Genomic DNA, 12914 nt, shown 5'->3' on the forward strand with positions numbered 1-12914 from the left:
GTGGCGCCGCTGGTGCTCTATCTGCTGTCCGACCTCGCGGCGGGCGTGACGGGGCAGATCTTCAGCAGTGCGGGTGACCGCATCGCGGGCTGGAGTGATCCGTTCGAGAACCATGTGCTGCGGCAGTTGGGCGGCTGGACCCCCGACGCACTCGCCCGCGAGATCCCCGCCCTCGTCCACGACCACCCCGCCGACGGCGCCGGCGTACTCGACATGACCCACGAAGAATTCACCGAGAGTATGAAGGCAAAGGTCAAGCACTGACCGATCGAGCGTGTATCGGCCGCCGGTAATGCCGCCACGTGATGCTTCAACAACCGCCTCACCAGTTGCTCCACCGCACGGACATCTCTCGGCTCTGCCTACCCCGAGTGGGATCAGGTCTGGACGAGAAGACGCTCGATGAGCGTCTGCCAGGCGTTGGCCAACGGGTGGTCGGTGTTCGGGGCGGGCATGCCGGCGGCCTCGGGCATGGCCAGAAAGAAGAGAAGCGGGCCTTCCAGCGCGGCCGTGAGTTGCATGGCGAGGCTGTCCAGGTCAGGTAGGTCGAGGGATGCCTGACGGAGCAGCATGCGGATGTGTGCCCGCGTCATGGTTTCACTGATGGGGGCGGGTCGGTTGCGGTCCAGGGCTGCCCTCGCGATGGTCTGGCGCTCCGTCAGGAAGGCAATCCGTGCGCGGCCGTACGCGATCAGGCGTGCTACAGGATCGGCGCCCGGGCCGAGCGGGGGAGGACCGCACAGAACCTGTTCCTGGAACCGACGCTCGTCCTCATCGAGCAGCGCCTGGAAGATACCGGCACGGGTGCCGAAGCGGCGAAACACGGTTCCTTTGCCCAGTCCGGCGCGCTCGGCCAGGCCGTCCATGGTCACCTTCGCCGCTCCGTGCTCGGCGAGCATGGCCCGTGCTGTCTCCAGCAGATGCTCACGGTTACGCGCCGCGTCGGCACGCTCACCGCGCGGTTGGCCGAGGGGCACTACAGACCTGTCCACGGCATCAAATCTACTGGCACAGATCTGGCGAGCCGGCGTGCGGTCGACGGCGAGGCGTCGCTCGGAGAACAGGGGTCGTACCTCGGCGCCGGTCCAGGTGGACGGCAACACCGTCCCGGCGTCGGACAAGTACGCCGGTGGACAGTCGTTCCTGCGGGAGCCTCGATGACGCCGATCCTGTGACTTGAAATTCGTTCCTGCGGTTTCCTCCGGACTTCTGGATCACCTCGACCGGACCGTCGAGTTCACCGGCGAGTAGTTGGGTGAGCTGTTCAGCCTTGTGCAGAGAATTGCGGTCTGTTCAGCGGGTTGCGGAAAGGCCGCCGTCTATCGGCAGGGCCACGCCGGTAACGTAGGTCGCGAGGTCCGACCCAAGGAATGCGACCGCATCACCGATCTCGGACGGCCGACCAACTCGCTTCAGCGGCACAGTGTTTATCCAGTTCGCGCTCGTTTCCTTGGTGTCCTCCGCTTCCGTGCTCCGGGCCAGCACGGTGTCGACGACACCGGGGCACACCGCATTTACGCGAATGCCGTAGGGACCGACCGCATCGGCGAGCGATTTCATGAGCAGTACGACGCCGCCCTTGCTCGCGCTGTATATCGGAGTCGCGCGATGGCCGAAGAACGCTCCGCCGCTCGCCGTGATGACGATGCTTCCCTGCTTCTTCATCGACCGCATCTGCCGGATGGCCGCCTGAGCCGAATACAGAGCGCCGTAGAGGTTTACCGACAGGATGAATTCGACTGCATCGGCCGGAATGTCGAGGCCGTCCGCCCCTGACATGACGCCCGCGTTGGCCGCCATGACGTCGACCCCGCCGAACTCGCCGGCCGCTTCTACGAGGGCGTCGACATCATCGCGCCTGCTGACGTCGGTCTTGATGAACCGAGAGGGCACCCCCATCTCGGTGAGCTCGTGTGCGGTGGGCGCCGCGTCCTCGCGTGGGTCCTCGGAGATGTCCGCGACGATGACCGCTCCGGCGCCGTGACGGGCAGCCGCGAGGGCGATGCCACGTCCGATACCACTCGAGCCGCCGGTGACGACCACCGTCTTGCCTTGAAGGATGCCGCTTGCCATGTTGACTCCTGATGTTGTGCAACTTATTTGTGTAGCACCATATATTTGTGATGCGTGATAGGCAAGCCCTGGCTCCTTGGTTCGCCGCGACTGTCCGGGTGGGCTTCAGGCCGGCGGGGCGGCGACTCACCAGGGGGACCGCCGGGTTTTCATGGGCTGCGATGGTGACTCATTCGACGCCGGGTTGATCGATGCGAACACAGAGACGGCCCAATCCGACCCGAAGCCCCCTGATCGCAGCCAGGAAGGCATTGGCATGTCGTGATGGTTCCAGAGGGGTTGCGCTCCGGCAGGTGGATCTCCGTTGGTGCCGCACCTTCTTCGGACGGGCAGTGCAAGGTGAGGCTGAGGCCCTGGCAGTTGGCGGGCATCGACGGCTGCGATCCATGCAGGACGGTAGGCGGTGGTGGCGTCACTGAAGGCGGGTGGGCACCGACGAGGCATGGCCGGCTCTCAAGGACGATCCACCGGCGAACCAGCCCGACGCGTGATGAGAGCGTCGGCCGGAGGAACACCTGCGGCCTCATGGAGCAAGGGCAGAACAGTCGCTGGGCTGCTGCTGTGTCCTGATGCTGGAGTTGACATGGGTCTGGCACGGTCACCGGGACCGGAGCTCAGGTTTCGGTGTCGGCGGAGATGGTTCGGGCGAGTCGGCGCAGTGCGTTCAGGCTGTTGGTGTCTGGCGGCGCGGTCATGACCATGAGCAGTTGCTCTTCGTCGAGGGTGCGCAGGACCTGCCAGTCGAGGGCGTAGTCACCGGTGTCGGGGTGTGTGAGGTGCTTGGTGCCGGTGGTCTGGTAGCTGGTGTGCTGTTCGGCCCACCAGGTGCGGAAGTCGGCGTCGGTGAGGGAGAGTTCGCCGATGAGGGAGGAGATTCCGGGTTCGCTGTGTCCGTTGGTGGTGACGCGGACGAAGCCGACACAGATCCGGGCGAGGGGTGCCCAGTCGGTGTAGCGTCCGCGGATCTGGGGGTCGAGGAAGAGCATGCGCAGGAAGTTGCGTTCACGGCGGGGTACGTGGGCGAAGTCGCGGAAGACGGCGGTGGCCAGGGGGTTCCAGGCCAGGATGTCGAGGTAGCGGCCGAGGACGATGGCGGGGGTGTCGCGCAGGTTGTCCAGCAGTTGCTGAAGCTGGGGACGCACCCGTTCGGGCCCGGTCTGTTTGCGAGGGTGCTGATCGGTTTTGCCGGCGAGTTGGAAGAGGTAGTTGCGTTCGTCCTCGCCCAGGCGCAGGGCGTCGGCCAGGGCGTCCAGGACAGCCGGGGAGGCGCCGGCGAGGCGGCCCTGTTCCAGGCGCGTGTAGTAGTCGGTGCTGATTGAGGCCAGCTGGGCGACCTCCTCGCGGCGCAGGCCCGGGACACGGCGGGACTGCCCGGGTGTGGACAGGCCGACGTCCGCCGGATCGAGGCGGCTGCGGTGCGCTTTGAGGAAAGCGGCGAGTTCCCTGGGACGGTCCGTGCGTGGGTTCATGCCACTCATGGTCTACCGGGGACAGAGGGAGATGAAGGGGTACGGCGAACCTAGGAAGTCTCTTTCCCAGGAAGGCTCTTTCCTCTGGTCAGAGCAGTGTCACCACCGAATACTCATCGGCGAGCCCGAGAGAACTTCCCCTGAAAGGCAGTCAGTCATGCGTATCGACGTTTCCTTCGACAGCCACGGCAACCGTCTGGTCGGCCACTTGTACCTCCCCGAGGGGCGCACCGGAGCGGTTCCTGGGATCGTCGTGGTCGGAGCAGCCTCCGGCACCAAGGAACAGTCACCGGCCGCCTACGGCACCCGGCTCGCCGAACTGGGGTATGCGGCCCTGGCGTTCGACCACACCAGCTACGGCGACAGCGAGGGGGTGCCCCGCTTCGACGAGGACCCGTACGCGAAGACCGAGGACATCAAGAACGCGGTGACGTTCCTGGCGGGCCGTGACGAGGTCGCCCGGGACAGGATCGGGGCGGTCGGCGTGTGCGGTGGAGGCGGCTACGTCCCCTACGCGGCCGTCGCCGACCGGCGGATCAAGGCGGTCGCGACGGTCAGCGGCCTGCCCGACCTGCGCGCCACCATCACCAGCGGCTACGCGGGCGACTGGCGTCAGGCGATGGGCGCCGCCGCCATGGCGCGCGAGGCGTACGCACAGGGCGCGGAACCGCAGTACGTGCCCTTCATGCCCGACGGCGATGGCGGTGAGTGGGTCAACAACGGCAAGAAGTTCTACCTCACCGACCGCAACCAGGACCCGGCCTGGAACAACAAGATGCTGCTGTGGTCGTACGACAAGATGGCCCAGTTCTCCGCCCTGGACACCATCGAACTCCTCGCGCCCACCCCGCTGCTGCTCATCGCCGGCACCAAGGCCGAGACCCTCCAGCAGAGCCAGGCCGCCTACGCCGCCGCCCAGGAGCCGAAGGAACTCTTCCTGATCGAGGACGGGACGCACTTCGACTTCTACGACCGCCCCGAGTTCGTCACCCCCGCCGTCACCAAGATCGACAGCTTCCTACGCGACCACCTCTGAGCAACGCCGCACCTATAACCGGCCCTCCGACACGCCGGATCAGGAGATCTCTCGACATGGACGCCACCGCACTGGAAAGCCTCGGCACGGGCAAGTACCTGCTCGTCACCAGCTACCGCAAGAACGGAAGCCCTGTCCCCACTCCCGTCTGGGTCGTACACGACGGCGACACCCTCGGCATCTGGACCCCCGCCGACTCCTACAAGGTCAAGCGCATCCGTGCCCGCGGCGACATCCTCGTCGGCCCCTGCGACCTGCGAGGCAACCCCCTTGGCGACCAGGTCCCGGCCACCGCCGAGATCTGTGACCCCGACACCACCGCCCGCTACCGCAAGCTCATCATCCGCAAATACGGCGTCGTCGGCCGCCTGACTCTCCTCAGCAGCCGTCTGCGCAACGGCACGCACGGCTCCACCGGTATCCGCATCATTCTCGACCAGCAGTGAACCCTCACGGGAAGCTGGCTGCGGCCAGGTCTGCTTCCCCTGAGGTTGCTGTCCGCTGTCCCCTCCTGCTGCTCCTCGGTCCGTCCGGTCGGCACCTGGCATGAGAACCTGTGCCACACGCGCCGGGCTTGTGCGCCTCTTGCACGGTCCAGCTCCTGTGGAAGCGGCTGTCTCATCGTGTCGCGTACCGAGCGGTGCCGTTTGCTTTGTTTATGAGGCTTGTTCTCGCTGCGCCTGCCACGGGTCGTGATCGTTTCGCGTCGTCGCTGACCGGACCTACTCGTGGCTCTCTGGACGGCGACAGGTGTCATCCACGGACGTACTCCGCGTAGAGCGGGCTGGCGACAAGTACGCGCTGCTCGCCCCGCTCCCGCACCACAAAGGTGACGCGGGCATAGCCCCGCAGGAGAACCGCGGTATCGGCGCTCAACTGCTGGTCGAGCAGCCGCAGCAGGCTGTCCGCGCCCGCGGCGAGCCACCCGGCACGCGCCTCGACCCTGGCCCTCAGCCCGGGATGCGGGTCCGGCGCGGCCGGCAGGTGATTCCTCACGAAACCCAACGTCCACTCCGCCTCGGACGCGTCGTCCGCGGTAGCCGTCGCCAACGTGCGGAACGCCTCCCTTCCCGACCCCCACCTGCGCTGCTCGGCATCGGGAGACGGATATTCCTGCGGAGGCCGCTCGGCCAGCAGGTGCCCCGCCGTGCCATGCATGAGTAGACGCCCCTGGCCGGCACCCGCAGCCGGGTCCAAAGGATCGGCGAACAACAGCACGTGGTCATGGGGTTCGGCCAACACCACATAGTTCAGCAGCGACTCGAACTGCACCCACTGACCGGGAAGGAGACCTACGTCGGTCGCGCTTCGGGCACTGGCGGCCACCTCACGCACTACCCGACGCAGATGCCGCAGACGAGCCCCGGTGTGGCTCGTCTCCGGCGCGACACCAACACCCCCGAACGGTGTCGAAACGCTCACAGAACTCGCCGTCCACGGAAACCGGTTCGCATCCGGCAAGAACTGACCCAGTTTCGCGTCAGAGAGGTACACCAGTTCACGCATGCGCCCCAGTCTAAGGAGCCATCGGAAACGATCAGCAAGCAACTGGAAACCGATCTCCGAGACACCGCGTCACTGCACGCCACTGTCTCTGGGTCAACACCCCTTTACTGGCGCTTCTGCCTCGACAGTGGACACGACTTCCGCGAATGTCAGGCGGTTTGAGAAAATCGACCACCAGCTTCCTGCGTCACCTGGCACCTCCGCAGGTCAGCGACCCGCTCGTTGGGGCGTCGTCCCGGTGCGTCGTTCTGAGGATTCTCCAGCCTCCTGAGCTGCTGTCACCGCCAGCCTCACACAACCTTGGAACTCGGGTGTCGTAGGGGGCACGGCAACCGCATCAAGATGTTCAAGCGCCGGATGTTCGGATGAATCGCCGTGCGCCGGCTCGTCGAGCATCAACCCCCTCGGACAGCCCTCGCCTTTGGCCCGCTGATGCTCGCCGGTGCGGGGGCGAACACATCCTCCACGAACAGTCCTGCCGCGGCCCGATGCGGTGTGCGGGATTGAGGCTGTCTGCCCGGGGTCAGCCTGTGGGTGCGGTTTCTGTTGATGCCGCTGGGGCCGATGCCGGGTCGGGCAGGGGGCCGGTGTTGTGGCTGCCGAGGCCGTCGAGGGATATGCGTAGCAGGCGGCGCCAGTGGCCCGGATGGCTGGCGTCCGTCGATCGCACGGTCTGGCTGAGGGAGGCGATGAGCAGGGTCAGGTCGGCGGTGGTGACATCGGGGCGCAGCCGGCCTGCGGCCAGGCAGCGTCGGCGGAGGGACTCGATGATGTCGGCCTGGCGCCGGACGCAGCTGGGGGAGGGTCCGCTGGCGTCGGCGTAGCTTTCGACGAGGGCGCGGTTGCGTGCCAGGTGGGCGAGGGTCTGCTCGAAGAAGTCGGTGAGGGCTTGCCAGGGGTCCTCGGTTTTGGCCTCTGCCTGCTCTGCTGTGGCGAGCCAGGAGGTGAACTCCTGCTCCAGGACGGTGACGAGGAGGTCGTCCTTGGTGGGGAAGTGGCGGTAGAGGGTGCCCATGCCGACGCCGCTGCGCCGGGCGATCTCGCGGACGTCCACAGCGCCGCCCTGTTCGGCGAAGACAGCTCCGGCCGCCTTGATGATCGCGTTGCGGTTGCGCTCGGCATCTGCGCGGCGGACACGGGTGGTGGGCTGAGCTGGCTGGTCGGCAGGGGGCACGGACGCCACGATACAGCCGGATCCATCCGGAGCGCCTGCTCCGCTTGTGTTACGTTGATGCGGAGCACCTGCTCCGGTTAGGTGTTCGCGGAGCTGGCCCTCTCCGGTGCTTTCTGCCTGCGCCCGGCCCTCCTGCGGGCCCGGGGCGAAAGGCCGCTCCGCCCAGACAAGGAGACCTTGGTTCATGGCAACGCTTGGATTCATCGGCAGCGGCAATATCGGCTCGGGGATCGCCCGGCTGGCTGTCGCCGCGGGCATCGACGTGGTGATGTCCAACTCGCGCGGGCCCGAAAGCCTGGCGGACACGGTTGCGGCGCTGGGCGGGCGAGCCCGGGCGGCGACACCCGAGGAAGCGGCCCGGGCGGGCGACTGGGTGGTCGTGAGCATTCCCTTCGCGCCCTTCCGGCAGCTCCCGGCGTCCGCGCTGGCGGGAAAGGTAGTGCTCGACACGATCAACTACTACCCGTTCCGTGATGGGCACTTCGAGGCGCTCGACGCGGGTACGGTCACGTCCAGTGAAATGGTCCAGGACCATTTGCGTGGTGCTCATGTCGTCAAGGCGTTCAACAGCATCAACCAGCATCACCTCACGGCTCTGGCCCGTCCGGCGGACGCCGCCGACCGCTCGGCCCTGCCGATCGCCGGCGATGTTCCGGAGGCGAAGGAGAGCGCCGGGGTGCTGATCGGCGGGCTGGGGTTCGACACCGTGGATGTCGGCCCCTTGTCCGAGGGATGGCGCTTCGAGCCCGAAACCGCTCCCTATGTCACGCCCTACTGCAGTGATCCTGCCGCTTTCCGGACGGCCCTGGCCAGGATGGGCGAGGAGCTCCGCTCCGGCGGGCCGGTGCTGAGCGCGCCCCCTGCCGATGCGGGAGCCCCGTTGTCTGCCCGCAGGCTGCGCGAGGTGCTGAAGGAGTCGACCCGCAAGCTTCCTGCCGATCGTCTGCTGCGCTGACTCTCTGCCGCTGGTCGCCCGACCTCCGTGCGCAGGCAACCTTCCGGGGAACACCGTCGGATGCGGGGGCAAGGTGGCAGCCGCTGCCTCGACGCAGGTGAGGTGCAGTCATCTGCCGGCAACTGCGGTGCGCCGTGGGTTCGGCCGGGACACCAACTCCGCGGTTTTGGCCCCCGGATCATCGCCGGCCACCGTCCGAGGGGCCCTCGAGGCTGCCGGGTGGTCGAGGTTGTGGGAGCTCAACGGGGTAGGAGTGGGCTGCGCCTTCTGCGTACCCGAAGACAACCTGACCGTCCCCGGCTCTTACGAGCCTCACGGCGGAACGCCCAGTTCGTCGGCTTCGATGTGCAGGGTGCCGAACGCCCTGCCGGCGGGCCCTGGTCGTGCGGGCGGGATGAGTCCTGCCCGCATTCCGGACCAGGCTGATTGGCTCAACGTCCGGCCCGGGTATGCCTGACGGCACGTACGGCCTCCTTCGCCTGCTTCCTGCTGAGGGTGGCTCAGGCACGGGGGATGGATGAGATCGTCCGGGGACGGGCGCGGTGGGTCGGTTCGGCGGGCGGTGTGTGCTTGCCGTGCGGCGGGGTGTTCACTGCTCTCATGGACATCGAACGGATCGACGAACTGCTCTCCTCGGTCGCGGCGGAGGAGGTCATGCCGCGTTTCGGCAGGCTGAGTACGGCTGAGATCACCCGGAAGTCCTCCGCCTTCGACATCGTGACCGCCGCCGACCGTGCTGTCGAGGACGCCGTCTCCTCCGCGGTGGGCAAGCTGTGGCCCGGGACGGTGGTCGTCGGGGAGGAGGCCGCTGACCGGGACCCCGCCTCCGCAAGGCAGTTGCTGGGTGCCGAGTCCGTCCTGGTTCTCGATCCGCTGGACGGTACCAAGAACTTCGCTTCCGGACTGCCGCTGTTCGCCGTGATGGCGGCGGTCATGAAGCACGGTCGGATCGTCGGCGGTGTCATCCACGACCCCGTCACCCGCACGTCCGCCGTCGCCGAGGAGGGAGGAGGCGCGTGGCTCAAGCGGGACGGCCACGAGGCCAGACGCCTGCACGTCGCCGCTCCTGTGCCCCTGAACGAGATGGAGGCCATCGCAGGTACCCGGTTCGTCAAGGAGCCTCTGCGCAGTGTGCTCAGCGCGAACCTCTTCCGCATCGCGGGGCACACCTGGTTCCGCTGTGCGGGGCACGAGTACCGGCTGGCCGCGGAGGGCCATGTCCACCTGCTGTGCTACAACCGCCTCATGCCGTGGGACCACGCCCCGGGGTGGCTGCTGCACAAGGAGGCGGGCGGTCACAGCGCCCATTTCGACGGGAGCGCGTACGCACCGGCCCGGATGTCCGGAGGGCTGTTGTACGCCCCGGACGAGGAGTCCTGGCACGTGGCACGCGACGCCCTGCTCGTTGATGCCGGCCGCCCTGCCTGGCAACCGGAGTGAGGTGAACGGGCCGCGCCTGAGAGTCGCTCGTCGAGCCGTTGCTGCCGGTACCTGAGCCGAAGCTGGTCGAGGGTGGACCTCGCCGACGGCCGGACGCACTGCCGGCCGGGCGTGGCTACGACCACGCCGAGACCGCCGCCTGCTCCGGGCCCGCGGGATCCGACGTGTGATTGCTGAACAAGGCATCTTCCGTTGCGTCGTTGAGCACCCGATCATCTGGCCCCACTGCTTCCGCCGCACCTGCGTGACGTACCGGGAAGGCTCACCGCCCAGTCAGACCAGAGCGAACGTCTTGTCGTCGGGCGGCACGGCCAGCGTGCCTGACTGGCCCTGGCCCGCCCTCCACCCGCCCCGGGATGTCGCCTACCGCCGGCGGAGTCCCTCGATGACGTGTTCCATGACTCGGTCCGCCTGGGTTCTTCCTTCCTCTCCGGGGCCGACGCGCCACATGAAGCCCATGAGCAGCAGGACGTCCGCGGGGTCGAGGTCCTCGCGCATGCTGCCGTCGGCCGCGCATGCCCGCAGGAGGTCTCCGACGGCGGCGGTGACCGGTCCGTAGGTCTCGTCCACGGCGGCCTGGTTCGCCGCGGTGTTCAGTGCTTCGCCCAGCCCCCGTTTGACGCGCAGGTCTGCTGCGAGGGTGCGGAACCAGTGCCGGAAGGCTTCCAGCGGCTCATGTGTCGCCAGGAGGTGTGGCAGGGAGTCGACCAGGTTGCGGATGTCGTGCCGATAGACGGCGAGGATCAGGGCCTCGCGGGTGGGGAAGTGGCGGTAGAGCGTGCCGGGGCCGATGCCGGCGAGCTTGGCGATGTGGTTGAGCGAGACATCGGCGGACTCGCGGAAGGCTTCGTGGGCCACACGCAGTATGTGCTCGTGGTTGCGGACGGCGTCCGCGCGCCGCTGGTCACCCGATGGTGCTGGCATTGCGCCTCCAAGCGCAGAGGTTCCGGTCGCCCGCCCCGCGCTGTGCGGCGGGAGGGCGCAGTGGGTTCGGGCGGTGTTTTGCGGTGTGCCGGAGTTCCCGGCCCGACCTGTCCGGCCGGAGTTCCCGGCCCGACCCGTCCGGTACGTCGCCGGTGCCGCGTGGCCTGTGCGGCACCGACCGTTCAGGCCGGAGGCCCGCCCCCTGGGCTGCGCGGCACCGGACCTTCAGGCCAGGGGTCGGGCCTGCTTCAGATGGTCGAACTCGATGCGGATCAGCGGGCTGTCGCGGACCCAGTCCTCCAGTACGAGGGGATCGGGGGTCCGGTTCGGGGACTGCACCAGGATCTCCCGCAGGACATGGCGCCGGGTGTCCGTATCGGTGACGTCGACGGCGGTGGCCGGTAGGTCGGCGTGCACGCCGTGTTTGAGGTGGACGGTGAAGCGGGGGTGGGCCCGCAGATTGCGGTACCACGCGCGGGGGGTGGTGTCGCTGGCCAGGTACCAGTTGCCGTCCACCTGCCAGAACCAGATCTCGATGCGGCGCGGGGCGTCGGTGCGGGCGCCGGTGGTGGTGATGTCGATGGTCCGCTCGCGTATGTCGGGCTCCGACCCAATGTCCAGGGCTCGCACGATGTTGTCGCTCATGACGGTGTCATCCCTTTCCTTCGCCTGATCCGGCGGGGGTGATTTGCAAAGTGGAGAGTTCTCCGTTAGCTTACCAGGCATACGGAGAGTTCTCCGGTTGTGAAGCCGGGGTGTGTCCGTGACCGGGAGTGCCCGGTCGCCGGCCCCGGAATCCCCCCTCATGTCCACTCCAGACGCGGAGGCAGAGCAATGGTGCAGAAGATCACCACCCAGTACATAGACGGCAAATTCGTCCCCTCCCATGGCCAGGAGGTGATGGACCTGATCAGCCCGTCCACCCGAGAGGTCGTCGGCCAGGTCACCCTGGGGGACGAGCACGACACGCGCGAAGCGATCAAGGCCGCGCGCCGCGCCTTCGTCTCCTTCTCCCGTACCAGCGTCGAGGAGCGCAGCGCGATCCTGCAGCGCCTGCACGACGCGGTCGCCGCGCGCACCGAGGAGCACTGCGAGGCCATGCGGATCGAGTACGGTGCCCCGCCGCAGCGCGCCACCGCCACCGTCGCGCGCGCAGCCAAGAGCTTCCTCAACGCCCGCGAGGTCATCGACGACGTGGACTTCCGCCGTACCTTCGGCGAGGCGGAGGTACTGCTCAAGCCGGTCGGCGTGGCCGGCCTGATCACCCCTTGGAACTCCAACATCCTGATGATCTGCCACAAGATCGCCTCCGCCGTCGCGGCAGGCTGCACCGTGGTGGTCAAGCCCAGCGAGCTCAGCTCGATGCAGGCCCAGGTCCTGGTGGAGTGCTTCGACGACGCGGACCTGCCGCCCGGCGTGATCAACGTCGTGCACGGGCGCGGCGAGGTCGTCGGTGAGGAACTCGGCACCAACCCGGACGTCGCCAAGATCTCCTTCACCGGGTCCACCGCCGTGGGACGCAAGCTGATGCGCAACGCGGCGGAGACGATGAAGCGGGTCACCCTGGAGCTGGGCGGCAAGTCGGCCCACATCGTGCTGGAGGACGCCGACCTCACCAAGGCGATCCCCTTCGCCCTCGGCGCGGCCTTCATGAACAGCGGCCAGGCATGTGTGGCGGGCTCACGCCTGCTGGTTCCCGAGAGCCGTCTGGACGAGGTCAAGACGGTCATCGCCGCCGAGGTGGCCAAGCTGAAGGTCGGCGACCTGCTCGACCCGGCGACCGCGATCGGCCCGATGGTCACCGAGAAGCAGTACGAACGCGTCCAGAGCTACATCCGCGCGGGGCTGGAGGAAGGCGCCGAGCTGCTGACCGGCGGTGAGGGCCACCCCGAGGGGCTGGAGCACGGCTACTTCGTCAAGCCGACCGTCTTCGTGGGAGTCCGCAACGACATGCGGATCGCCCAGGAGGAAATCTTCGGACCGGTGCTCTCCGTGATCTCCTACCGCACCGAGGACGAGGCCGTCGAGATCGCCAACGACACCTCCTACGGCCTGTTCGCCTACGTCACCACCGCCGACACCGCACACGGCAAGGAACTGGCCGAGCGCCTGGAGGCGGGCGGCGTCATGGTCAACGACCTCTTCGACTTCTACGACCACCCGCGCGCCCCGATCGGCGGCTTCAAGCAGTCCGGCTTCGGCCGCGAGTTCGGCGTCGAGGGCATCCACGAGTACCTCGGCACCCAGTCCGTCTACTCCCACTGATTCCCGAGCCTGATCCCTGAGCCGCCGGGTGGCCGCCGGCGCAAGCCCGCGGCCACCCGGCGGCTGTCTGCG

General features: G+C 67.8%; 12 protein-coding genes and 1 pseudogene. 6 read left to right on the top strand and 7 right to left on the bottom strand.

Going from position 1 to position 12914, the window contains the following annotated elements; all coding sequences use genetic code 11:
- Window positions 1-264, top strand: a pseudogene (locus AB0F77_RS22185) (short-chain dehydrogenase); the annotation flags it as partial.
- 113 nt (window positions 265-377) lie between these two features.
- Here AB0F77_RS22185 and AB0F77_RS22190 read toward each other — a convergent pair.
- The 3 genes from AB0F77_RS22190 to AB0F77_RS22200 form a co-directional block, all read right to left on the bottom strand.
- A complete protein-coding gene (locus AB0F77_RS22190) occupies window positions 378-992 on the bottom strand; it encodes a helix-turn-helix domain-containing protein (RefSeq protein WP_361951588.1) in 615 nt (204 codons plus the stop codon).
- A gap of 301 nt (window positions 993-1293) precedes the next feature.
- Window positions 1294-2073 carry a glucose 1-dehydrogenase gene (locus tag AB0F77_RS22195; protein ID WP_361951210.1) on the bottom strand — a complete coding sequence of 260 codons (780 nt, stop codon included), beginning with the start codon at window positions 2071-2073 and terminating at the stop codon, window positions 1294-1296.
- A 614-nt stretch (window positions 2074-2687) separates the two neighbouring features.
- Window positions 2688-3542 carry a helix-turn-helix transcriptional regulator gene (locus tag AB0F77_RS22200; protein WP_361951213.1) on the bottom strand — a complete coding sequence of 285 codons (855 nt, stop codon included), beginning with the start codon at window positions 3540-3542 and terminating at the stop codon, window positions 2688-2690.
- A gap of 157 nt (window positions 3543-3699) precedes the next feature.
- Here AB0F77_RS22200 and AB0F77_RS22205 point away from each other — a divergent pair, with 157 nt between their 5' ends.
- Complete coding sequence (locus AB0F77_RS22205) at window positions 3700-4578, top strand: alpha/beta hydrolase (protein ID WP_361951216.1); 879 nt, start codon at window positions 3700-3702, stop codon at window positions 4576-4578.
- A gap of 56 nt (window positions 4579-4634) precedes the next feature.
- Window positions 4635-5024 carry a PPOX class F420-dependent oxidoreductase gene (locus AB0F77_RS22210; RefSeq protein WP_361951219.1) on the top strand — a complete coding sequence of 130 codons (390 nt, stop codon included), beginning with the start codon at window positions 4635-4637 and terminating at the stop codon, window positions 5022-5024.
- A 307-nt stretch (window positions 5025-5331) separates the two neighbouring features.
- On the opposite strand, the gene AB0F77_RS22215 is transcribed toward AB0F77_RS22210, so the two are convergent.
- Window positions 5332-6084, bottom strand: coding sequence for an SAVMC3_10250 family protein (locus AB0F77_RS22215; protein ID WP_361951222.1), 753 nt, complete (start codon window positions 6082-6084; stop codon window positions 5332-5334).
- A gap of 523 nt (window positions 6085-6607) precedes the next feature.
- On the bottom strand, window positions 6608-7258 hold the full coding sequence (locus AB0F77_RS22220) for a TetR/AcrR family transcriptional regulator (protein WP_361951225.1): 651 nt from the start codon (window positions 7256-7258) through the stop codon (window positions 6608-6610).
- A gap of 184 nt (window positions 7259-7442) precedes the next feature.
- Here AB0F77_RS22220 and AB0F77_RS22225 point away from each other — a divergent pair, with 184 nt between their 5' ends.
- Together AB0F77_RS22225 and AB0F77_RS22230 are read left to right on the top strand one after the other, a co-directional pair.
- A complete protein-coding gene (locus AB0F77_RS22225; protein WP_361951228.1) occupies window positions 7443-8213 on the top strand; it encodes an NAD(P)-binding domain-containing protein in 771 nt (256 codons plus the stop codon).
- Window positions 8214-8813: 600 nt separating this feature from the next.
- Window positions 8814-9653 (top strand): inositol monophosphatase, encoded by an 840-nt coding sequence (locus AB0F77_RS22230; RefSeq protein ID WP_361951231.1) that lies wholly within the window; start codon window positions 8814-8816, stop codon window positions 9651-9653.
- 363 nt (window positions 9654-10016) lie between these two features.
- Here the strand turns inward: AB0F77_RS22230 and AB0F77_RS22235 are convergent, their stop codons facing one another.
- Entirely contained in the window at window positions 10017-10577 is a 561-nt protein-coding gene (locus tag AB0F77_RS22235; RefSeq protein WP_361951234.1) for a TetR/AcrR family transcriptional regulator, read from the bottom strand.
- 225 nt (window positions 10578-10802) lie between these two features.
- Window positions 10803-11222, bottom strand: coding sequence for a nitroreductase/quinone reductase family protein (locus tag AB0F77_RS22240; protein ID WP_361951237.1), 420 nt, complete (start codon window positions 11220-11222; stop codon window positions 10803-10805).
- Window positions 11223-11411: 189 nt separating this feature from the next.
- On the opposite strand from AB0F77_RS22240, the gene AB0F77_RS22245 reads away from it, so the two are divergent.
- A complete protein-coding gene (locus AB0F77_RS22245; protein ID WP_361951240.1) occupies window positions 11412-12842 on the top strand; it encodes an aldehyde dehydrogenase family protein in 1431 nt (476 codons plus the stop codon).
- Window positions 12843-12914 lie beyond the last annotated feature (72 nt).

The organism is Streptomyces sp. NPDC026672 (assembly GCF_040638185.1).
Lineage (GTDB): Bacteria > Actinomycetota > Actinomycetes > Streptomycetales > Streptomycetaceae > Streptomyces.

Bases quoted from the DNA above. Each gene is read 5' to 3' on its own strand.
- AB0F77_RS22195 (WP_361951210.1), bottom strand. From the start codon at position 2,073: ATGGCAAGCGGCATCCTTCAAGGCAAGACGGTGGTCGTCACCGGCGGC.
- AB0F77_RS22200 (WP_361951213.1), bottom strand. From the start codon at position 3,542: ATGAACCCACGCACGGACCGTCCCAGGGAACTCGCCGCTTTCCTCAAA.
- AB0F77_RS22205 (WP_361951216.1), top strand. From the start codon at position 3,700: ATGCGTATCGACGTTTCCTTCGACAGCCACGGCAACCGTCTGGTCGGC.
- AB0F77_RS22210 (WP_361951219.1), top strand. From the start codon at position 4,635: ATGGACGCCACCGCACTGGAAAGCCTCGGCACGGGCAAGTACCTGCTC.
- AB0F77_RS22215 (WP_361951222.1), bottom strand. From the start codon at position 6,084: ATGCGTGAACTGGTGTACCTCTCTGACGCGAAACTGGGTCAGTTCTTG.
- AB0F77_RS22225 (WP_361951228.1), top strand. From the start codon at position 7,443: ATGGCAACGCTTGGATTCATCGGCAGCGGCAATATCGGCTCGGGGATC.
- AB0F77_RS22230 (WP_361951231.1), top strand. From the start codon at position 8,814: ATGGACATCGAACGGATCGACGAACTGCTCTCCTCGGTCGCGGCGGAG.
- AB0F77_RS22235 (WP_361951234.1), bottom strand. From the start codon at position 10,577: ATGCCAGCACCATCGGGTGACCAGCGGCGCGCGGACGCCGTCCGCAAC.
- AB0F77_RS22240 (WP_361951237.1), bottom strand. From the start codon at position 11,222: ATGAGCGACAACATCGTGCGAGCCCTGGACATTGGGTCGGAGCCCGAC.
- AB0F77_RS22245 (WP_361951240.1), top strand. From the start codon at position 11,412: ATGGTGCAGAAGATCACCACCCAGTACATAGACGGCAAATTCGTCCCC.